This window comes from Pantoea sp. E956-1 (assembly GCF_982223955.1).
In genome coordinates this window covers 1,415,024-1,436,311 of sequence record NZ_CEUYZP010000001.1, presented here as the reverse complement: position 1 = coordinate 1,436,311, position 21,288 = coordinate 1,415,024, and the positions used below count along the sequence as shown (strand labels likewise).

The window sequence follows — 21,288 nt, the reverse complement described above, 5'->3', positions numbered from 1 at the left end:
GATTGCGTGGAAGTGTATAGCAATGAGAACGAGCAGACCGACGCGCTGCGCAACTTTTTTGCCAACAATGGCAAAGCGTTAGCTATTGGCGTGGTGATCGGCATTGCTGCGCTGGGCGGCTGGCGTTACTGGAGCAGTCATCAGGACGATACGGCGAAGACAGTATCAGCGCAGTATCAGCAGCTCACCAGCGCCATGCAGGCCGGCAAACCGGAGACGCTGGAAGCGGTAAACCGTTTTGCCAGTGAAAACAGCAACACCTACGGTGCGCTGGCTGCGATGGATCTGGCGAAGCAGTATGTTGACGCCGGTCAGCTTGATAAAGCCGCGACGCTGCTGCAAAACGGACTAAAAGATACCAAAGATGCCAATCTGCAGGCGGTAATTAACCTGCGCCTGGCACGCATTCAACTGCAACAGAATCAAGCGGATGCGGCGCTTAAAACCCTTGACGGTGTGAAGGGTGATGGCTGGACAGCCATTGTGGCCGATATTCGCGGCGAAGCGCTGCTGACCAAAGGCGACAAGCAGGGCGCGCGCGATGCCTGGAGTAAAGGGGTTGAATCTGACGCCTCTCCGGCATTGAAGCAAATGATGCAGATGAAGATGAATAACTTAAGCTAAGCCAGTCAAGAGAGAGCGCATGGAATTACGTAAATACCTGCTGCCGGGACTGATTTCAGTCACTTTGCTCAGCGGTTGTTCGCTGTTTAGCGGCGAAGAAGATGTAGTAAAAATGGCCCCGTTGCCGAAGGTGGAAAATCAGTTCACGCCACAGAAAGTGTGGAGCACCTCGGTAGGTGATGGCGTCGGTGATTTCTACTCAAATCTGCATCCTGCCTGGCAGGATAATACGGTTTATGCTGCCGACCGCTTTGGTATCGTCAAAGCGCTCGATGCCGCAGACGGTAAAGAAAAATGGAAAGTCGATCTCTCTGAGAAAACCGGCTTCTTCTCGAAAAATCGCTCAGCCATGTTATCAGGTGGCCTGACGGCTGATGGCGATCGGGTCTATGTGGGCAGCGAGCGCGGCCAGGTTTATGCCCTTAACAGCAGTGATGGCAGCCTGGCGTGGCAGACTAAAGTCGCCGGTGAAGCCCTCTCACGTCCGGTAGTCAGCGATGGTCTGGTGCTGGTTCATACCAGCAACGGCATGTTGCAGGGTCTGGATCAGAGCAGCGGCGCCGTGAAGTGGAGCGTCAACCTGGATATGCCAGCGTTGTCTCTGCGCGGTGAATCTGCTCCGGCTGTCGCTTTTGGTGGCGCGATTGTCGGTGGCGACAATGGTCGTGTCAGTGCCGTGGTGCTGAACCAGGGCCAACTGATCTGGCAGCAGCGTATTTCCCAGGTCAGCGGTGCTACTGAGATCGATCGTCTTAACGATGTCGATACCACACCGGTTATCGTCAATGGCGTGGTTTACGCGCTGGCGTACAACGGCAATCTGACAGCACTGGATCTGCGTTCCGGCCAGATTTTGTGGAAACGCGAAATTGGCGGTGTGAAAGATCTGATTGTTGATGCCGGCCGCATCTATCTGGTCGATCAGGACGATCGTGTGATTGCGCTGAATGCTGACGGCGGTGTCGCCATCTGGCGTCAAAGCGATCTGCTGCATCGCAACCTGACTTCGCCGGTGCTCTACAACGGCTATCTGGTTGTTGGCGACAGCGAAGGTTATCTGCACTGGCTGAACACCACGGATGGTCGTTTTGTTGCGCAGCAGGAACTGGATAGCTCCGGCTTCCAGACCGAGCCGGTGGTCGCCAGCGATAAGCTGCTGATCCAGTCGAAAGATGGTGAGGTTTATGCGATTACCCGTTAACGGGTAAACGTCTGGCAGGTGAAATCCTCCGTTCCGACGGCTCCTGATTTAATCAGGGGCCGTTTCGTTTTTAGTCAGGCATGGTATTCTTTGCGCCTTAAGCCTGAATCTGACGGCCAGAGCCGTTATAATCACGCCATTCGGGCGATTAATTATTTATTGAGGCATTTTGTTATGGTACCTGTGGTCGCGCTGGTTGGGCGTCCCAATGTGGGAAAATCTACGCTATTTAACCGCTTAACCCGCACACGTGATGCGCTGGTAGCGGATTTTCCTGGACTGACTCGCGATCGCAAATATGGTCGCGCCGAAGTGGAAGGGCGCGAATTTATTGTTATTGATACCGGTGGTATCGACGGCACCGAAGAGGGTGTTGAAACGCGGATGGCCGAGCAGTCACTGCTGGCGATTGAAGAAGCGGATGTCGTGCTGTTTATGGTCGATGCGCGTGCGGGCATGATGGCCGCCGATCAGCAAATCGCTAAGCATCTCCGTTCCCGCCAGAAAGCAACTTTTCTGGTGGCCAACAAAACTGACGGGATGGATCCTGATCAGGCGGTTGTGGACTTCTATTCACTGGGCTTGGGCGAGATTCACGCCATTGCGGCATCGCATGGTCGTGGTGTCAGCAGCCTGATAGAAGAGGCACTGCTGCCATGGATAGACAAAGTTGAGACGGTCGAGCTCACGGAAGAAGAAGAGAATCAGGCGTACTGGGCTGCGCTTGAAGCTGACGAGATTGCTGAGCAGGAAGCCGCAGAGGAAGAAGAAAACTTCGACCCGACGGGCCTGCCGATCAAACTGGCGATTGTTGGCCGTCCTAACGTAGGTAAGTCAACGCTTACCAACCGTATTCTCGGTGAAGACCGCGTGGTGGTCTACGATATGCCGGGCACCACCCGCGACAGCATCTATATTCCTATGGAGCGTGATGGACGTGAATACGTTCTGATCGACACGGCGGGCGTGCGTAAGCGTGCCAAAATCTCTGACACCGTAGAGAAATTCTCGGTGATCAAGACGCTGCAGGCGATTGAAGATGCCAACGTGGTGATGCTGGTGATTGATGCTCATGCCGGTATTTCCGATCAGGATCTGTCGCTGCTTGGCTTCATTCTCAACAGTGGTCGTTCGCTGGTGATTGTGGTCAACAAATGGGATGGCCTGTCGCAGGAAGTTCGTGATGAAGTGAAAGAGACGCTGGACTACCGTCTGGGCTTTATCGATTTCGCCCGCATCCACTTTATCTCTGCGCTGCACGGCAGCGGCGTCGGCAATCTGTTTGAGTCGATCACTGAAGCCTATGACTGTTCGACGAAGCGTGTAAACACCTCGCTGCTGACCCGTATCATGAATATGGCGGCAGACGATCACCAGCCACCGCTGGTGCGCAGTCGTCGCGTTAAGCTTAAATACGCGCACGCGGGGGGTTATAACCCACCTATCGTGGTAATCCACGGTAATCAGGTTAAGGATCTGCCCGATTCTTACAAACGCTACCTGATGAACTATTTCCGTAAATCACTCAACGTGATGGGAACGCCAATTCGTATTCAGTTCAAAGAGGGTGATAACCCTTATGAAGGCAAACGTAACCTGCTGACGCCAACGCAGCAGCGTAAACGTAAGCGTCTGCTGGCGCATATGAAAAAGAACAAGCGTTAAGAAAATGAGGGCCATCTGGCCCTCTTTTTTTTGCTCTGAATAAACCGGAGCAGGGAGAAAATAGTGACTATTATTTGCGAAAAATGTCAGCAACCGCTGTCGCTCAGCGATGGTGAATTTATCTGTATTACCTGCGGTACGCATTACCCCGCACAACCCTGCTGTCCGGAGTGTCATCAGCCGCTTGAGGTGCTCAAAGCCTGCGGCGCGGTGGACTACTTTTGCCGGAACGGGCATGGCCTCATCTCCCGCAAGCGCGTCCTTTTCCAGCCGCCAGATCACTGACGTCGCTTACAGCTACGTTTAAAACGTCTGAGAATTCAGAGCGACGACTGGCTCATTTTGTAGCAAAAATGCTATTGCGCCGTAACAAATGGGTTGTAGATGTTCACTCTGTAATGTACCAGGTGGTACAATCCTGCCGCGTCGTGGGGGGGCCAGCCCTATCCGTGTTCTTCCGGCCCATCGATCTCACGGACGCGGGTCTGTTTATATTCGATTTGAAACCGAGCGGTACTCTGCGCGGATTGATTTGACGCGCTTGAGTCCGGACGGCATCTGTCCGGGCGCTCTGTTTATTCAGGAGAGTAAGTATTATGGCTGAAACATCCTCCCGCTCCGGAAAGGGGCTGGGAATAGCATCCGTGCTGCTCGGACTGGTGCTGCTTGCCACCGGTCTGTTTTTTGCAATTGGCGGCGGCAAACTGGTTGCACTTGGTGGCAGCGGGTACTTTTTAATTGCGGGTATTGTCACTGTACTCTCCGCAATTCAGTTCTTCCGCCGCAAATCCTCAGCAGTGATTCTGTTCCTGCTGGTCTTTGTCGGCACCCTGATCTGGTCGCTGTTTGACGCGGGCCTGGAGTTCTGGCCGCTGGTATCACGCCTGATGGTGCCTGCCGGACTGATGCTGCTTGCCTTCCTGATCTGGCCTTCACTGCGTAAGCATGAAGGTAAGCACTCACTGGCAAAACCCTCTTATGCATTCTCTGCACTGCTGGCCGCAGGCATGGTTGTTACGCTGGTGCAGATGTTCCAGCCACATCCTACCGTTGCAGGCACGGGCGAAGAGCTGCCGCTGATCCCGGTAGATAAAGCGAAACAACAGAAAGACTGGGATAACTACGGTAATACACCGCAGGGCAGCCGCTTTGTGGCGCTGGATCAAATCACCCGCGACAACGTAAAAGATCTGCAGGTGGCCTGGACCTTCCGCACCGGTGATACTCCTGTCAGCCCGACCGGTAACGGCGCAGAAGATCAGCAGACACCGTTGCAGATTGGTAATACCCTTTATCTTTGCACGCCGCACAACAACGTCATCGCCGTTGAAGCCAACAGCGGTAAGCAGATCTGGAAACGTGAAATCAATGCCAAAGCGGAAGTCTGGCCACGCTGCCGTGGTCTGGCTTACTTTGACGCCACGAAACCGCTGCAGCAGCCAGATAAGCCGGGGTCTTCACCTGTGACTGCCGCAGTGTTGCCAGCCGGTGACAGCTGTCAGCGTCGTATTCTGATGAACACCATCGATGCGCGTCTGATTGCGATCAATGCTGACAACGGTGAGTTCTGTGAAAACTTTGGCGATCACGGCATCGTTGATCTCAAAGCGGGCATGGGCAAGGCACCGGATCCGCAATATCAGCTGACCTCAGCGCCAACCCTGGCTGGCACCACTGTGGTGGTCGGCGGTCGCGTAGCGGATAACGTGCAGACGGATATGCCGGGTGGCGTGTTGCGTGGCTTTGACGTTATCACCGGCCAGATGCGCTGGGCGTTTGACCCAGGCAATGTTGACCCGAATGCGATATTGATGCCGGGTAAAGATTATACCCGCAGTACGCCGAACTCATGGGCACCAATGTCTTACGACCCGGCAATGAACACCGTGTTCATTCCAATGGGCAGTTCGTCGGTTGACCTCTGGGGTGCGAACCGTACTGAACTGGATCACAAATATGGCGCATCGGTTCTGGCGCTGGATGCCACGACCGGCAAAGAGAAGTGGGTCTATCAGACCGTGCATAACGATCTGTGGGACTTTGACCTGCCGATGCAGCCAAGCCTGATCGACTTCCCGCAAAAAGATGGCACGACCACACCAGCGGTAGTGATTGGCGGCAAAACCGGCATGATCTTCGTACTTGACCGTATGACCGGCAAGCCGCTGACTAAAGTCGAAGAACTGCCGATGCCGCAGGGCCATATCCCGAACGAGCAGTATACCAAAACGCAGCCACACTCAACCGGGATGCCGCAGATTGGCAACCAGACGCTGAAAGAATCTGACATGTGGGGTGCCACGCCGTTTGATCAGCTGGCCTGCCGCATTGGCTTCAAATCCATGCGCTATGATGGCCTGTTCACCGTGCCGGACACCGACAAGTCTCTGAGCTTCCCGGGTTCGCTGGGCGGTATGAACTGGGGCAGCATGTCGGTCGATCCGAATAACCACCTGTTGTTCGTCAATGATATGCGTCTGGGTCTGTGGGTTCAGATGATCCCGGCTGATACCGGCAATATCGCGCGTGGCAGTAACGGCGGCGAAGCGATCAACACCGGTATGGGTGCTGTTCCGCTGAAAGGCACACCATATGCTGTGAATAAAAATCGCTTTATGTCACCGCTGGGTATTCCATGTCAGAAACCACCATTTGGTACGCTGTCGGCGATTGACATGAAAACGCAGAAAATCGTCTGGCAGGTGCCGGTCGGCACGGTGCAGGATACCGGACCATTCGGCATCAAGATGCGCGTGAAAATGCCGGTTGGCATGCCAACGCTCGGCGGTACGCTGGCCACGCAGGGCGGCCTGGTGTTCATCGCAGGTACGCAGGATTACTATCTGCGCGCCTTTGACTCTTCAACCGGGAAAGAGGTGTGGAAAGCACGTCTGCCGGTGGGCAGTCAGGGTGGCCCGATGAGCTACGTCTCACCGAAAGATGGAAAGCAGTACATCCTGATCTCGGCAGGTGGCGCACGTCAGTCACCGGACCGTGGTGATTATGTGATTGCTTACGCGCTGCCAGACAGCAAGTAACAACGCTTAAGAAAAAGGGCCGACATTGTCGGCCCTTTTTTTACGGAAAAGTCTTGCCTGGTTCGCTGTAAGACCGAGAATGCTCAGGTAACACGGTCAGATCGGAAAGTCGCAAAATCGTCATCCATGACTGCTCGGCCCGCGCCGTCCATGGCGCGGGACGCTTTCCTCCTCTGAACGTGTTACCTTCGCTTTAAGCTCATTTGTCGCTAACAGATGCACATCGGATTATCAGCAGTCTGAGGGCCGACATAATAGTCGGCCCTTTTTTGCTTATTTGCCGTCGCGCCACAGCGCCTGCAATTCAGGCGGCGCCACCTGTTCCGGAATCAGCAACACAATGGTGCCAACCTCGCGGCGGGTGGCATACTGAATCTGGATGCGAAAATAGCGCTGATCGCCACTGCCCACCTGCGCGGCTTTCTCCTCGGGTTCACCCAGCGGCATCGCCTGCTGCAGCGCATGGCAGACGCGCTCTTTTTCTGGCGGCGGCAGATCGCCCAGCATAAAACGTCGTTCGGCGCGTAGCCCCGGAATAAAGGCCAGGCCGCCTTCACGCGCGACGATAATGGTGGCGTCATCGGTGAGTTCGGGCAGGTCACTCATAACACGCCAACCTCCTTCCACGCTTGTTCAATGGCACTGCCGACCGATTCGTTGAACCGTTTTTTACCATGCTGAACGGTGAAGCGGGCAAAGGTCTTAAAGTCAGCATCCTGTGGCAGTTCGTCGTCACACACCGTGTCATACCAGGCATATCCCGCCTGTTCCCACGCATAACCACCCAGCGCTGTTGCTGCCAGATAAAAAGCACGGTTCGGGATGCCGGAATTGATATGAACTCCGCCATTATCTTCGCGTGTCTTAACGTAGTGATCCATGTGCGCCGGTTGCGGATCTTTGCCCAGCATCGGGTCATCATAGGCGGAACCAGGTTCAGACATTGAGCGCAGACCGCGCCCATTGATGCCGCTTGCCAGCAGGCCTTCGCCGATAATCCAGTCCGCCTCATCGGCACGCTGTTTTTTACTGAACTGTTTCACCAGCGAACCAAACACATCTGACAGCGACTCATTTAGCGCACCAGCCTGCTCGAAGTAGATCAACCCAGCTTCATTTTCCGTCACGCCATGCGCCAGTTCGTGCGCCACAACGTCAATCGCAATGGTGAAGCGATTAAAGATTTCGCCGTCACCATCACCAAATACCATTTGCTGACCATTCCAGAAGGCGTTCTGGTATTTGTCACCGTAGTGTACGGTACCGAGCAATTTCAGCCCCTGATTATCCAGCGAGTTACGCTGATAAGCCTGCCAGAAGAAGTCATAGGTTACGCCAAGATAGTTCCAGGCTTCCTCAGCCGCCACGTCGTCATTGCCGGGCTGGCCCTCCTGACGAATCAACTTACCTGGCAGGGTCTGCTGACTTTGCGCATCATAAATTTCACGATCCACATGGCCGCCTGCCGCGGTTTTTGCCACCGGCTGCTTTTGCCAGTGTTCCGCCATCAGGTGCTGGACGTGTGTCAGGGTGCGACGCGCCTGCTCCTGCTGGTGGCCGGAACCGTGCGCGATGATTTTGCGAAGGATATAGGGAGGAATAACGCAATAAGCCATCTGAAACTCCTTGGCATTAGGAATGTGCCAGAAAGTATAGACCCGTCAGGCAGGTTAGACCTCATTAGTGAGGCCAGTGTTAAGTGTAAAAGTGTGAGCTGACAGACAGAGTCAGGAAGCGATTTTGCGGCGGCGCTTTTTCTCAGGCAGTAGCTGCGTCACCTGGCTTTCAACCCAGCCATCATCAAGACGGGTGCGCATAAGGTCGCCGCTCTGGAGCTGTGCGGTTTTTTTCACTACCTGTCCGGCGGTGTCGGTGGTCACGCTAAAACCACGCGCCAGCGTCGCCAGCGGGCTGACGCCTTCCAGTTGCGCCACCAACTGACCAAAGTGCTGTTTGCTGGTGCTCAGCTGTTTTGTCATGCTCTGCTGCAGACGGTAGTGCCAGCTTTGCAGCTGTTTTTGCGCCTCGAACAGCCGCTGCTGAGGCTGCTGGGCGTTGAGCCGGTGCGACAGGCGGTCCTGCTGACGCGTGGCCTGACGCAGGCGGGTTTCCATCGCGTCACCCAGACGCTGCTGCAGGCGGAACAGGGCGGTCTGCTGACGGGCCAGACGCAGCTGCGGATGCTGCTGTTGCAGACGATGTTCAAGGCGGGAATAGAGCCGCTGCTGACGTGCCAGGTAGTAATCCATCGCCATCTCCAGCCGCTGTTGCTGTGACTGCAACTGACGCAGCAACTCCAGCTGGTTACGGCTGACAATTTCAGCCGCGGCGGAAGGGGTGGGTGCGCGTAAATCGGCGACGAAGTCGGCAATGGTGACGTCGGTTTCATGACCCACCGCGCTGACAATGGGAATGCGGCTGGCAAAGATAGCGCGCGCCACGCGTTCGTCGTTAAAACTCCACAAATCTTCCAGCGAACCGCCGCCGCGTCCGACAATTAATACGTCGCACTCGTTGCGCAGGTTGGCGATTTCAATTGCCCGGACGATAGCCGCTGGCGCATCGACGCCCTGAACCACGGTCGGGTAGATGACCACGGGCAGGGAGGGATCACGGCGATGCAGCACGCGTAACACATCGTGCAGCGCCGCGCCGGTGGAAGAGGTGATGACCCCAACCTGACGCGCCGGTTCCGGCAGCGGTTGCTTATGCTGCGGATCAAACAGTCCTTCGGTGGCCAGTTTTGCTTTCAGCAATTCAAACTGTTGCTGCAGCAAGCCTTCGCCCGCCGGATGCATACTTTCGGCAATCAGCTGATAGTCACCGCGTGGCTCATAGAGAGTGATGTTGGCGCGCACCAGCACCTGCTGACCATGCTGCGGACGGAAGGTGACACGTCGGTTGCTGTTGCGGAACATGGCACAACGAACCTGAGCGCCATCATCTTTCAGCGTGAAGTACCAGTGACCGGATGCCGGTTGCGTGAAGTTGGAGATCTCGGCGCTGATCCAGACCAGGCCCATCTCTTTCTCCAGCAGCTGACGCACTGTCGTATTGAGACGGCTGACGGTAAAAATATTGGCGATGGGTGGCAGAGACATGTGACGAAGATCAAATTCCAAATCAGCAGGTTAATTCATCGATACTACAGGGCTGCCAGTGCGGATCAAGAGTTTTTCGTAAATAATGCTGGAGGCAATCGATTACGGCCTGTATAATGCCGCGGCAATATTTTATCTATTCTCAATCACCCGAGGTGGAGTATTGCCATGTTAAGAATCGCTAAAGAAGCACTCACTTTTGACGACGTTCTGCTCGTTCCTGCACACTCCACCGTCCTGCCGAATACGGCCGATCTCAGCACTCAGCTGACCAAAAATATCCGTTTAAACATTCCTATGCTCTCCGCTGCCATGGACACCGTCACCGAATCAGGTCTGGCGATTGCGCTGGCACAGGAAGGCGGCCTTGGCTTCATCCATAAAAATATGTCAATCGAACGCCAGGCGGATGAAGTGCGCAAGGTGAAGAAACATGAAAGCGGCGTGGTGACTGAACCACAGACCGTCCTGCCAACCACCCCACTGGCTGATGTTAAAGCGCTGACCGAGCGCAACGGTTTCGCCGGTTATCCGGTAGTGAACCGCGACAACGAACTGGTGGGTATCATTACCGGTCGTGACGTGCGCTTTGTCACTGACCTTTCACAGCCTGTCTCTGCAGTCATGACCCCGAAAGATCGTCTGGTGACGGTGAAAGAGGGCGAAGCGCGCGATGTCGTGCTGCACAAAATGCATGAAAAGCGCGTTGAGAAAGCGCTGGTGGTGGATGACAGCTTCCATCTTCTGGGCATGATCACCGTTAAAGATTTCCAGAAAGCCGAACGTAAACCTAACGCCTGTAAAGATGCGCAGGGTCGTCTGCGTGTCGGTGCGGCAGTTGGCGCAGGTGCAGGTAACGAAGAGCGTATCGATGCGCTGGTTGCAGCGGGCGTTGACGTGCTGCTGATTGACTCTTCACACGGCCATTCTGAAGGCGTGCTGTCACGTATCCGTGAAACCCGTGCCAAATACCCGGACCTTGAAATAGTCGGCGGCAACGTAGCCACCGGTGCCGGCGCACTGGCGCTGGTTGCGGCAGGTGTCAGCGCCGTTAAAGTGGGTATCGGCCCGGGCTCTATCTGTACTACCCGTATCGTGACCGGCGTGGGCGTTCCGCAGATCACTGCTGTCTCTGACGCAGTGACCGCGCTGGAAGGCACCGGTATTCCGGTGATTGCCGATGGCGGTATCCGTTTCTCCGGTGACATCGCGAAAGCGATCGCTGCCGGTGCGTCCTGTGTCATGGTCGGTTCGATGCTGGCGGGGACCGAAGAGTCACCGGGCGAAATCGAACTTTATCAGGGCCGTTCGTTCAAATCTTATCGCGGTATGGGTTCACTGGGCGCGATGTCTAAAGGCTCTTCTGACCGCTACTTCCAGACCGATAACGCCGCTGACAAACTGGTACCGGAAGGTATCGAAGGTCGCGTGGCCTATAAAGGCCGTCTGAAAGAGATCGTGCATCAGCAGATGGGCGGCCTGCGCTCGTGCATGGGCCTGACCGGTTGCCCGACCATTGATGACCTGCGCACTAAGGCGGAGTTTGTCCGCATCAGCGGTGCCGGCATCAATGAGAGCCACGTGCATGATGTGACCATCACCAAAGAGTCACCGAACTACCGCATGGGTTCATAATCCCGATTTCCCGCCCGGCTTCAGCCGGGCGCTTTTATTGATTAAGTCACCGTTCTGGAAAACCCTCAATGACGACGGAAAATATCCATAAGCATCGCATTCTGATTCTCGATTTCGGCTCACAATATACTCAGCTTGTTGCACGTCGCGTGCGCGAGCTGGGCGTTTACTGTGAACTCTGGGCATGGGATGTCACCGAAGAGCAGATTCGCCAGTTCAATCCAAGCGGCATTATCCTTTCCGGTGGCCCGGAAAGCACCACCGAACTGAACAGCCCGCGTGCGCCTGAATATGTCTTCAGTGCTGGCGTGCCGGTGCTGGGTGTCTGCTACGGTATGCAGACGATGGCGATGCAGCTGGGCGGCACCGTTGCTGGCTCAACCGAGCGCGAGTTTGGTTATGCGCAGGTCGAAGTGACGACCCCAAGCGCCCTGGTTCGTGATATCGAAGATGCGATCAGCGCAGCCGGTAAACCGCTGCTGGATGTCTGGATGAGCCACGGTGACAAAGTCACGGCAATCCCGGCTGACTTCGTGACCGTTGCCAGCACAGAAACCTGTCCGTTCGCCATCATGGCTAACGAAGAGAAGCGTTTCTACGGCGTGCAGTTCCACCCGGAAGTGACCCATACCCGCCAGGGCCTGCGGATGCTTGAACGCTTCGTTATCGACATCTGTGAATGTGAAGCCCTGTGGACGCCAGCTAAAATCATTGAAGATGCGGTTGAACGCCTGCGTGTGCAGGTCGGCAACGACAAAGTGATCCTCGGCCTGTCAGGCGGTGTTGACTCCTCCGTGACGGCAATGCTGCTGCATCGCGCCATTGGCGACCGTCTGACCTGCGTGTTCGTGGATAACGGCCTGCTGCGCCTGAACGAAGCACAACAGGTTATGGATATGTTTGGCGACCATTTCGGTCTCAACATTATTCACGTTGAAGGCGAAGCGCGCTTCCTCGATGCGCTGGCGGGTGAGAATGAGCCGGAAGCGAAACGTAAAATTATCGGTCGCGTCTTTGTGGAAGTCTTCGATGAAGAAGCGCTGAAGCTGCAGGACGTTAAGTGGCTGGCACAGGGCACCATCTATCCGGATGTCATTGAGTCGGCGGCCTCTGCAACCGGTAAGGCGCACGTCATCAAATCGCATCACAACGTCGGTGGCCTGCCGAAAGAGATGAAGATGGGCCTGGTTGAGCCGCTGCGTGAGCTGTTCAAAGATGAAGTGCGTAAGATTGGTCTGGAGCTGGGCCTGCCTTACGACATGCTCTATCGCCATCCGTTCCCGGGCCCAGGTCTGGGCGTGCGCGTGCTGGGCGAAGTGAAGAAAGAGTATTGCGACCTGCTGCGCCGTGCCGATGCCATCTTCATCGAAGAGCTGCATAAAGCGGATCTCTACAACAAAGTCAGCCAGGCCTTCACCGTCTTCCTGCCGGTACGTTCAGTCGGCGTGATGGGCGATGGCCGTAAATATGACTGGGTTGTCTCGCTGCGTGCGGTGGAAACCATCGACTTTATGACCGCACACTGGGCGCACCTGCCGTATGAGTTCCTGGGTCGTGTCTCTAACCGCATCATCAATGAAGTCGACGGCATCTCCCGCGTGGTGTATGACATCAGCGGCAAGCCACCAGCGACGATTGAGTGGGAATAACCTGGCCTCAGCCAGTTAATCCCTGATAATTCTGAAGCCCGCTCTCCAGCGGGCTTTTTTATTGCTTTGACCGTGCGCAGACTCGCTGTTTTAACTTTTCAGCGCAACCCGCCTCGCCGCTGGCGTTTTATTGTTCATTTTGCCGGAAATTGCGCTATTCTCCTCTGCAGTAAAAGCTCATGTGCCAGAGTTGATGTTAGTGTCCCGCTTTTACCCGCCGCTTTCACCGATCATCCGTATCCCAAAGCCGCCGCTTACTGAAACCGCCTGCTGATCAGGCGTTTCGCGATTCTTACGTCACCAGGAATGTTGTCATGCTCTCACTTAAAGTGTTCAGCCTGTTTTTTGTTGCCGTACTGCTGCTATCGCTGGGAGCCAGCATTGCGCAGGCGACGCGTCACAGCGAAACCGCAGAGCCGGGCGGCTGGGCGACCGCCCGACGTGATTCGTCCGGGATAGCGCCCGACCCGCGCGCTTTATATAGCCTGGCTATTGTACAGGTCTATGCTGCGCCGACCTATGGCTGGAAAGGGGCGGTGGCGGTGCATCCGTGGATCATCTTCAAGCGCGCAGGTGAAACGCGCTTCACTCGCTACGAAGTGATTAGCTGGGGCAGCGGCGATAAAGTCCGGCGCAACACCAACCTGCCTGATGGCTACTGGTATGGCGCAAAACCGCGGCTGCTGGTGGAACATCGCGGACCGGAAGCAGAAGCGATGATCCCGCAGATTGAAGCCGCCATTAAATCCTATCCGTGGCCGACAACCTACCGCGCCTGGCCAGGACCGAACAGCAACACCTTCCTGGCGCATATTGGCCGCGAAGTACCCGCTTTAAGGCTTGATCTGCCCGCTAATGCGCTGGGTAAAGATTACCGGCCACTGTGGCGTCCGGTCGGGCTGCCGCCATCCGGGCGCGGCCTGCAGGTGTCGATTCTGGGCGTGGCGGGAGTGACGCTGGGTGCAGAAGAGGGATTTGAAGTAAATCTGCTGGGCCTGAATATGGGACTCGATTTCACACCGTTCCGGCTGCGTCTGCCGTTTATTGGCGGCCTGGGAAATGACAACCTTCAGCATGATAAGCCCTGACAGTCTGGCCCCGTCAGGGGCCGTTTCACCTCAGCACACGCCAAAGTCACCCTCTTCGTGATAGAGATTGACGCTTTCTGCTTTCACTTCGATCTCTTTTTTCGCTGCATCATCAACGCGTGCACACCATAAGGTGTCGCCTTCTACGCGCAGCACCTGCATTTTTGGGCCGCCGGTTTTCGACTGAACAAAATCCTCTGCTTTAAACATATTGCCTCCGTTGTTAATCGTTTCTGCTGCCAGATGACTTCTGGCGCTGATCGTTTTTTGTGTGACGTTTTCCAGTTTATACCCTGACTGTTTTACTGCGAGAAAAAGTCTGCGCATGCTGAGCCGCACTAAGATAATTTCATCAGGTTGTCAGTTGACAACTTATCAATTCAGCGTCAGGATAGGGAAAAACATGGCAAGGAAGCGGCATCCCAACAAAGAGATCGAAACAGCGTTACGTTACGCCGAATCCCATGGCTGGCTGGTCGTCACGGGAGGCTATCACGCCTGGGGCAAAATGTACTGTCCGAAAAATCTGTTGATGTGCCGATGTGGGGAGTTTTGTCTGACCTGTATCTGGAGCACACCAAAAAACGCACATCAGCATGCCCGTGCGCTGCGGCGCGTGGTCGACAACTGTCACTATCTGAAGTCCTGATGCAGCACAAGGAGAAGCATATGGAATATTGTTTCACATTACGGTTCAGCCTGCCGGAAGGGCACGCGCCGGTGGATGAACTGCTGGAAACTCTGGTAGCGGCAGGCTGTGATGATGCGCTAATCGGCCTGGGCATGCCGGGCAGAATTGCACTGGAGTTCACCCGCGAGTCTGACTCCGCAATGGATGTATTGAAACAGGCAGAAGAGGATGTGCTGCGTGCGATACCGGGTGCCACGCTGGTGGAAGCCGCACCCGATTTTGTGGGATTGACGGATGTGGCGGAGATCATCGGCATGACGCGTCAGAATATGCGTAAGCTGATGCTCAGCCACCGCCCGCCGTTTCCGCTGCCGGTGCATGACGGTAAAACCGCCATCTGGCACTTAGCGGATGTGCTGGAGTGGCTGAGTCAGCGTGGTAACTATACGCTGCCTGCGGCGACCCGAGAGCTGGCACAGGTAACGCGGCAGCGCAATCTTAACGGGTCGCTGCAACGTTACGGCCTGCAAGCCTGACGATTAGTGCGGCAGCAGGAAGATCGTCGCCAGCCCCAGGAAAATAAAGAAGCCGCCAGTGTCAGTAAGGGCGGTGATCAATACGCTGGAGCCGACGGCGGGATCGCGATTCATTTTAGTCATGACCAGCGGCACCAGCACGCCCATCAGCGCGGCCAGCAGCAGGTTAAGCGCCATGGCCAGCATCATAACGCCGCCCAGCGCCATATTGTCATACATCAGCCAGGTGATGCCGCCCATGATGCCGCCCCAGAACAGGCCATTGATCAGCGCCACGCCAAGTTCACGAACAATCAGAAACGAGAAGTTGCCCGGTTCAACCTGATGTAAGGCCAGCGCCCGCACAATCATGGTGATGGTCTGATTACCGGTATTGCCGCCGATACCTGCGACGATCGGCATAAGCGTCGCCAGGGCCACAATTTGCGAAATCGTCCCTTCAAACAGCCCGATAACCCGGGAGGCGACAAAGGCGGTACAAAGGTTAATCGCCAGCCAGGCCCAGCGTTTACGGACCGATTTTCGCACCGGCGCGAACACATCCTCTTCCTGACTGATACCCCCCATTTTACGAATGTTGCTTTCGTTTTCGGCATTCACCAGGTCGATGATGTCTTCAATGGTCACACGGCCAATCAGCTTGCCCTTCGCGTCGGTAACGGCGGCTGAAATGAGGTTATAACGTTCAAAGGCGCTGGCAGCGTCTTCGGCCTTATCGTTAAGCTGGAAGGTGGTAGGGCGCGCGTTCATCACGTCGCTCACCAGGGTTTTGGGTTTGTTAAGCAGGATGTCCGTCAGCAGCAGCTCGCCCAGCAGCTGATTATCTTTATTGGTGATAAAGAGTTTATCGGTACCGCCCGGCATGCTTTTGCGCTTGCGCAGAAAGCGTTGCACTGTTGCAAGCGTGACATCTTCACGCACCGTCAGGATATTGAAATCCATCACCCGGCCCACGCGGTCACGGTCAAGCTGCACCATATCGAGCATGCGGGCGCGCAGGGCGGGCTCCACAGTTGCCAGCAGGCGCCCGGTCAGGTCACGTGGCAGATAACGCGCCAGCCAGACCTGATCGTCGATATCCAGCGGCTGGATAGCACGCAGGATATCACGGTCGCTCATCTCTTCGGTGAGGCTGGCCCAGACCGTTTCAGACGCTTCAACCAGCACATGGCCGCGCCGCTCGTTCGGCACCAGCCGCCACAGCGCCTGACGTTCTTCTTCGGGCAGGGCTTCGAGAATATCCGCGAGGTCAGCGGCATGCAGTTGCAGGATGTCCTGTTCCAGCGCGTCACGCTGGGCCGCATTTTCACGTTGCTGTTCAGGATTGAGATCGCCGGATTTCTCCAGCAGGGCATCAACCAGATCGTGCTCGCTGAGCAGCAGCGTCAGAATGCGATGACGTATTTCACTTAAACGTTGAGAGTGAGAGGCAGACACATTGAATCCCTTAAGTCTGAAAGCACCAGCACGAAGTGTAGCGTTTCGCCTGAAAAAGGGATGCAAAAAAGAGTCCAGTTATCTGGATAACATTTACGTATCAGATGCGTTTCAGGCGAAAAGTCAGTATTCGTTAGCGCGTATCGCCTGATGTTATGGCAACCGGTTCAGGAATAGCTTTCTGTTGCTGATGATGCTCGAAAGCAGCAGGCAGGATAAAAATCAGGCGACTAAAAAGAATGATAAAACTAATCAGCAGCACAATGCGGGTCATGGTGCCGGTTTTTTGACGTCTTCGGGGAGAAATAGCGCTGTTCACGCGGGGTGGTTCCTGTAATGAGCCCATTATGGGCGACTGCAATATTTAGTCACAGTCGCCTGATGAAATCAATCGCTGTTGAAAAAAACAGCAGATAAAAATCAGCAACTCGCTTTTTGCGCCAGCAGTGTAGCAAAGCGACAGGTGATACGGTTGCCATGTTCATCTGTGCGATGCAACTGACCGGGGTGCTCGTTGTACTTCAGGATGTGCCAGTTACGGTAGTAGTGGCTAAGCTCACCTGACTTAAACGCAAAGGCGAAATCAGCCGGGCAGGGCATATCTTCCGTGTTCATCGCCGCCACAATCAGGTTAAAACCGTCTCTCACCGTACAGGCCTGCATGTCGGCAATCAGCTGTGGAATGGTTTGCGGCTGCAGGAACATCATCACCACGGTCGACAGCACAAAGTTGAAGCCGCCATTAAAGCGTGTGTTGTTCAGGTCGCGCTGCTCGGTATGAATGCCGCTGAGATTTTCCTGCGCAATAATCTCCTGCAGGCGCGCCAGGCTTTGCGGATTGTGATCCCACGCCGTGACGTCAAAACCGTGCTGATTCAGAAACAGCGTATTGCGTCCCACGCCACAGCCAAGGTCAAGCGCCTTGCCGACGTTAAGCTGGGGCAGCGCCGCAACCACTTCGGAGTGGGGCGGCGTCAGGCCATAGGTTTCGGCAAAATAGTTTTCGCCTGAAAGTGTTGCGGTTGGTTGTGTCATATTCATCAATTCAGTTAAATGTGGGCGCCAGGCGCCCAGGTTGTCAGACTTCTTCTTCGAGGATCAGTTTCCATCCCGTGACGTCGTTCCAGTAAACCTGCTCCCGTTCAAGATCGAGCTGAACCAGGTTGTTCTGCGTGAAATAGCCCGCCGGGAAGGTCAGCGTCCAGTGGCCGTCATCGCATTTCAGGGTTAACGCCTCCGGGCGCGTGGTGGCCTGCCGCTGATTATTCAGCAGAGTACCCAGGCGCAGCAGGAAAATCAGCGGCACAAACTGCTTTTTCTTGAACAGCGTCACGCGCGGCAGTTCATCAAGCTTTATCGCTTTACGATGGAATCTGACCAGCGCCGCCAGCAGCATTTGCTGATCCTGATTGAAGCCCGGCAGGTTAGTGTTTTGCAGGATATAAGCCGAATGACGTTGCAGGCCGCTGTGATTGATGGTCAGGCCCACTTCGTGCAGCATCGCCGCCCATTTCAGCAGTGCGGCCAGTTGCGGATTTGCCAGTTTCTGATTCTGCTCGCGCCACTGCAGATAAAGCTGCTCGGTGGTGTCCAGCACGCGTCGTGCCTGATCGCTGTCGATAGCGTAATGGTTCGCCAGACTCTGCGCGGTGCGGCTGCGAATATCCTGATGGCGGAAACGACCCTCCATCTCATAGAGCACGCCTTCACGCAGCGCACCGTCGGAGAGGCGTAACTCGCGAATCGCCAGCGCATCAAAGACGCCACAGAGAATCGCCAGCCCGGGTACAAATACCCCTTTGCGCTCTTCCGACAGACCCGGCAGGCTGAGTGCAGCGAAAGATTTGTGTTTCATCACCTCGTCATAGAGCTTTTCGAGGCGCTCAGGCGTAATCAGCTTCTCTTTTTCATCCATCGCCAGCAGCACTTCGCAGGCGGCTTTAATGGTGCCGGACGCGCCCAGCGCATATTGCCAGCCATGCAGACGATATTGCCACGCCAGCGTTTCCAGCTTCTGCGCGGCCGCTAAACGGGCGCGACGGAAGTTTTCACGGCTGATTTCACCTTTCGGGAAATAGAGCTGGGCGAAACTGACGCAACCCATGCGTCGGCTCTCAACCAGTTGCGGTTCAAAATCCTCGCCAATGACCAGCTCGGTGGAGCCGCCGCCGATATCGATTACCAGCTTGCGGCCTTTCTCCGGCTGGGTATGTTCAACGCCCATAAAGATCAGACGCGCTTCTTCATGGCCCGAAATCACCTCGATCGGATAGGGGATCACTTCGGCAGCGCGTTGCAGGAAGGTTTCAGCGTTGACCGCCTCGCGCAGCGTATGGGTACCGACAATCGTCACGTTGCTGGGACTGAACCCCTGCAAGCGCTCGGCGAACAGGGCCAGGCAGGCTAACCCCCGCTCCATCGCTTCCTCGCTGAGGTTGTGCCGGGCATCCAGCCCGTCAGCCAGATGGACGCGCTGCTTAAGGCGGCCCAGTACCTGCATCGCACCATCGACAACCCGCGCAATCACCATATGGAAACTGTTCGAGCCCAGGTCAATCGCCGCAAACTCCTGGGGTTTTGGCGTACTTTTATGAGAAATTGGCATAGGATTTATTCAGGTTGTTCCAGTTTCTTGATGTAATCATAGATGGCCAGCTGCGAGCGCACTTTACGACGATTGCCGCGCTGGACGTAATGGTTACTCAACTCTTTATCGACGATGCGGGCTTTCACCGTATCACTCAACTGAATAGCAATAATGTCGAGTATGCGCTGCCGGATGTGGGGATCGAGGATCGCCACTGCCACTTCGATGCGGTAATCAATGTTACGTGTCATCCAGTCAGCGGAGGAGAGGAACACCTTCTTATCGCCGCCATTCTCAAAAATATAGACGCGATCGTGTTCCAGATAACGGTCAACAATACTGATGACACGAATATTTTCACTGATCCCGGGCAAGTCAGGGATTAATGAGCACATTCCGCGCACCAGAAGATTGACCTTCACCCCTACGCTGGAGGCTGTATAAAGCCGATCAACCAGACCTTTGTCCACCAGATTGTTGATTTTCAGAGTAATGCCGCAGGGCTTATTCTGTTGCGCATTAGCAATTTCGGTGTCGATTAGCTCATACAGCATCCGGCGCGAGTTCTGCGGCGAAACCATCAGATGATCGAACGTCACGGGCCGATAGGGATTCTCAATAAAGTTGAACACCCGACGCACTTCATTGGTGATGCGCGCATCCGCGGTCAGCAACGAGTAGTCCGTATAGAGGCGCGCGGTTTTCTCGTTAAAGTTGCCGGTACCGATATGCGCGTAGCGCACAATCTCATCGCCTTCACGGCGTGAGATCAGGAACAGCTTGGCGTGGATCTTCAGGCCTGGTGCGGAGAAAATGACATGCACGCCCGCTTCGGTCAGGCGTTTCGCCCAGTAAATATTGGCTTCTTCATCAAAGCGCGCCTGCAGTTCCACCACCACCGTGACTTTTTTACCGTTATAGGCGGCATGGATCATCGCATCCATGATGCGGGAATGTTTAGCAACGCGGTAGATGTTGATTTTTATCGCCAGCACGCTGGGGTCGAACGACGCCTGACGCAGCAGCTCCAGCACATGCTCAAAGGTGTGGTACGGGTAGTAGAGCAGCACGTCGCGATTGCGAATCGCATCGAAGCCATTGCGGAAACCATCAAAGCCGATGTGGCGAATCTGCGGCAGCGGGCGGTTCACCAGGTTGTTTTTGCCGACGTTCGGGAAGCCGATAAAGTCTTTGAAGTTGTGGTAGCGGCCGCCTGGCAGGATGGAGTCAAGGTTAGAGATGGAAAGCTTGTGGCACAGCAGCGACACCATTGTGTCGGGCATATCGCGCTGGTAGACGAAACGCACCGGTTCCGCCGTCAGTCGCTGCTTCAGGCTGGAGGACATCAGTTCCAGCAGGCTCGACTCCATCTCTGTGACCAGGTCGTACTCGGCATCACGCGTCATTTTCATTGAATAGGCGTTGAGCGCGTCGTAATCGTAGAAGCCTTTAAAAATGTCATCCAGGCAGTAACGTAAGATATTATCCAGCAGGATCATCGGTTTACGGCGGCGTGGTGGCTCTGCCGGTAAATTGATGAAACGCGGGACTTTGTCGGACGGAATTTCCAGCAGCGCATACTGAATATTGTCACCGCGGATAATCTCTACCGCCAGATAGGTGTAGTCATCTTTAAGGAATTCGGTCAGATCCGTTTCATGGGTGATCAGAATCGGGGAGATATGCTGACGCAGTTCGTGCTTGAAGTAGTGGCGCAGCCATGCCTGCTGATTGGATGAGAGCTGACGTTCGTTGATCAGGAAGATCTGGTTACGTGCCATCTCCAGCAGCAGATCGTTATACAGCGCATCAAACTCCTGATCGGACTTCATCACCCGCTGCTGTATTTTCTTAAACAGATGACGTGGCGTACTGGCGGAACCCTGCTCTTCACCAATCAGAATGCGGCGTTTGAGGTCGGCGAAACGCACTTTATAGAATTCGTCGAGATTGTTGGAGTAGATACCCAGAAAGCGCATCCGCTCAATCAGTGGATTGCTTTTGTCTGCTGCTTCCTGCAAAACCCGTTCATTAAAGGATAACCAGCTTAATTCTTTTTCAATATAAAGCTTTACCTGACCCATTCTCACTCCATT

Annotated in this window: 19 protein-coding genes; 10 read left to right on the top strand and 9 right to left on the bottom strand. The window is 55.2% G+C overall.

Annotated features, from left to right (window positions below; translation table 11 throughout):
• Positions 1-6: 6 nt before the first annotated feature.
• The 5 genes from AC0T7J_RS06870 (at position 7) to AC0T7J_RS06850 (ending at position 6,528) form a co-directional block, all read left to right on the top strand.
• Positions 7-624, top strand: a complete 618-nt coding sequence (locus AC0T7J_RS06870; RefSeq protein WP_010257542.1) for a YfgM family protein — start codon at positions 7-9, stop codon at positions 622-624.
• Positions 625-643: 19 nt separating this feature from the next.
• Complete coding sequence (gene bamB, locus AC0T7J_RS06865) at positions 644-1,825, top strand: outer membrane protein assembly factor BamB (RefSeq protein ID WP_031594239.1); 1,182 nt, start codon at positions 644-646, stop codon at positions 1,823-1,825.
• Between the two features lie 174 nt (positions 1,826-1,999).
• The gene (gene der / locus AC0T7J_RS06860; protein WP_473793028.1) at positions 2,000-3,490 is read left to right on the top strand and encodes a ribosome biogenesis GTPase Der; all 1,491 of its coding nucleotides are present in this window, start codon (positions 2,000-2,002) and stop codon (positions 3,488-3,490) included.
• Between the two features lie 63 nt (positions 3,491-3,553).
• Positions 3,554-3,775, top strand: a complete 222-nt coding sequence (locus AC0T7J_RS06855; RefSeq protein WP_207091611.1) for a YfgJ family double zinc ribbon protein — start codon at positions 3,554-3,556, stop codon at positions 3,773-3,775.
• A gap of 311 nt (positions 3,776-4,086) precedes the next feature.
• Positions 4,087-6,528, top strand: coding sequence for a glucose/quinate/shikimate family membrane-bound PQQ-dependent dehydrogenase (locus tag AC0T7J_RS06850; protein WP_473793026.1), 2,442 nt, complete (start codon positions 4,087-4,089; stop codon positions 6,526-6,528).
• A gap of 273 nt (positions 6,529-6,801) precedes the next feature.
• Here the strand turns inward: AC0T7J_RS06850 and AC0T7J_RS06845 are convergent, their stop codons facing one another.
• From AC0T7J_RS06845 to xseA, 3 genes are all read right to left on the bottom strand, one after another.
• Positions 6,802-7,134 (bottom strand): protealysin inhibitor emfourin, encoded by a 333-nt coding sequence (locus AC0T7J_RS06845; RefSeq protein ID WP_473793025.1) that lies wholly within the window; start codon positions 7,132-7,134, stop codon positions 6,802-6,804.
• Positions 7,131-8,144 carry a M4 family metallopeptidase gene (locus tag AC0T7J_RS06840; protein WP_010257519.1) on the bottom strand — a complete coding sequence of 338 codons (1,014 nt, stop codon included), beginning with the start codon at positions 8,142-8,144 and terminating at the stop codon, positions 7,131-7,133. The genes AC0T7J_RS06845 and AC0T7J_RS06840 overlap by 4 nt, the downstream gene beginning before the upstream one ends.
• A gap of 111 nt (positions 8,145-8,255) precedes the next feature.
• The gene (gene xseA / locus AC0T7J_RS06835; protein ID WP_473793022.1) at positions 8,256-9,629 is read right to left on the bottom strand and encodes an exodeoxyribonuclease VII large subunit; all 1,374 of its coding nucleotides are present in this window, start codon (positions 9,627-9,629) and stop codon (positions 8,256-8,258) included.
• A gap of 168 nt (positions 9,630-9,797) precedes the next feature.
• Here xseA and guaB point away from each other — a divergent pair, with 168 nt between their 5' ends.
• The 3 genes from guaB to AC0T7J_RS06820 all read left to right on the top strand — a co-directional run bounded on the left by guaB (position 9,798) and on the right by AC0T7J_RS06820 (position 14,001).
• Positions 9,798-11,264, top strand: coding sequence for an IMP dehydrogenase (guaB, locus tag AC0T7J_RS06830; protein WP_039390792.1), 1,467 nt, complete (start codon positions 9,798-9,800; stop codon positions 11,262-11,264).
• Between the two features lie 68 nt (positions 11,265-11,332).
• The gene (guaA, locus tag AC0T7J_RS06825) at positions 11,333-12,913 is read left to right on the top strand and encodes a glutamine-hydrolyzing GMP synthase (RefSeq protein ID WP_022624130.1); all 1,581 of its coding nucleotides are present in this window, start codon (positions 11,333-11,335) and stop codon (positions 12,911-12,913) included.
• 314 nt (positions 12,914-13,227) lie between these two features.
• The gene (locus AC0T7J_RS06820; RefSeq protein ID WP_473793020.1) at positions 13,228-14,001 is read left to right on the top strand and encodes a DUF3750 domain-containing protein; all 774 of its coding nucleotides are present in this window, start codon (positions 13,228-13,230) and stop codon (positions 13,999-14,001) included.
• A gap of 30 nt (positions 14,002-14,031) precedes the next feature.
• Here AC0T7J_RS06820 and AC0T7J_RS06815 read toward each other — a convergent pair whose 3' ends face one another.
• A complete protein-coding gene (locus tag AC0T7J_RS06815) occupies positions 14,032-14,211 on the bottom strand; it encodes a hypothetical protein (protein WP_022624131.1) in 180 nt (59 codons plus the stop codon).
• A 193-nt stretch (positions 14,212-14,404) separates the two neighbouring features.
• Here AC0T7J_RS06815 and AC0T7J_RS06810 point away from each other — a divergent pair, with 193 nt between their 5' ends.
• Both AC0T7J_RS06810 and AC0T7J_RS06805 read left to right on the top strand, forming a co-directional pair.
• Positions 14,405-14,650 carry a hypothetical protein gene (locus tag AC0T7J_RS06810; protein WP_473793017.1) on the top strand — a complete coding sequence of 82 codons (246 nt, stop codon included), beginning with the start codon at positions 14,405-14,407 and terminating at the stop codon, positions 14,648-14,650.
• A gap of 20 nt (positions 14,651-14,670) precedes the next feature.
• The gene (locus AC0T7J_RS06805) at positions 14,671-15,168 is read left to right on the top strand and encodes a helix-turn-helix transcriptional regulator (protein ID WP_473793015.1); all 498 of its coding nucleotides are present in this window, start codon (positions 14,671-14,673) and stop codon (positions 15,166-15,168) included.
• A gap of 3 nt (positions 15,169-15,171) precedes the next feature.
• Here the strand turns inward: AC0T7J_RS06805 and mgtE are convergent, their stop codons facing one another.
• The 5 genes from mgtE to ppk1 form a co-directional block, all read right to left on the bottom strand.
• The gene (gene mgtE, locus AC0T7J_RS06800; RefSeq protein WP_010671330.1) at positions 15,172-16,605 is read right to left on the bottom strand and encodes a magnesium transporter; all 1,434 of its coding nucleotides are present in this window, start codon (positions 16,603-16,605) and stop codon (positions 15,172-15,174) included.
• 133 nt (positions 16,606-16,738) lie between these two features.
• Entirely contained in the window at positions 16,739-16,924 is a 186-nt protein-coding gene (locus AC0T7J_RS06795; protein ID WP_010671331.1) for a YfgG family protein, read from the bottom strand.
• A 101-nt stretch (positions 16,925-17,025) separates the two neighbouring features.
• Entirely contained in the window at positions 17,026-17,640 is a 615-nt protein-coding gene (gene tehB / locus AC0T7J_RS06790; RefSeq protein ID WP_473793013.1) for a tellurite resistance methyltransferase TehB, read from the bottom strand.
• A gap of 43 nt (positions 17,641-17,683) precedes the next feature.
• Positions 17,684-19,210 (bottom strand): exopolyphosphatase, encoded by a 1,527-nt coding sequence (gene ppx / locus AC0T7J_RS06785; protein ID WP_010260078.1) that lies wholly within the window; start codon positions 19,208-19,210, stop codon positions 17,684-17,686.
• A 5-nt stretch (positions 19,211-19,215) separates the two neighbouring features.
• Positions 19,216-21,276, bottom strand: a complete 2,061-nt coding sequence (gene ppk1, locus AC0T7J_RS06780; protein WP_473793010.1) for a polyphosphate kinase 1 — start codon at positions 21,274-21,276, stop codon at positions 19,216-19,218.
• Positions 21,277-21,288 lie beyond the last annotated feature (12 nt).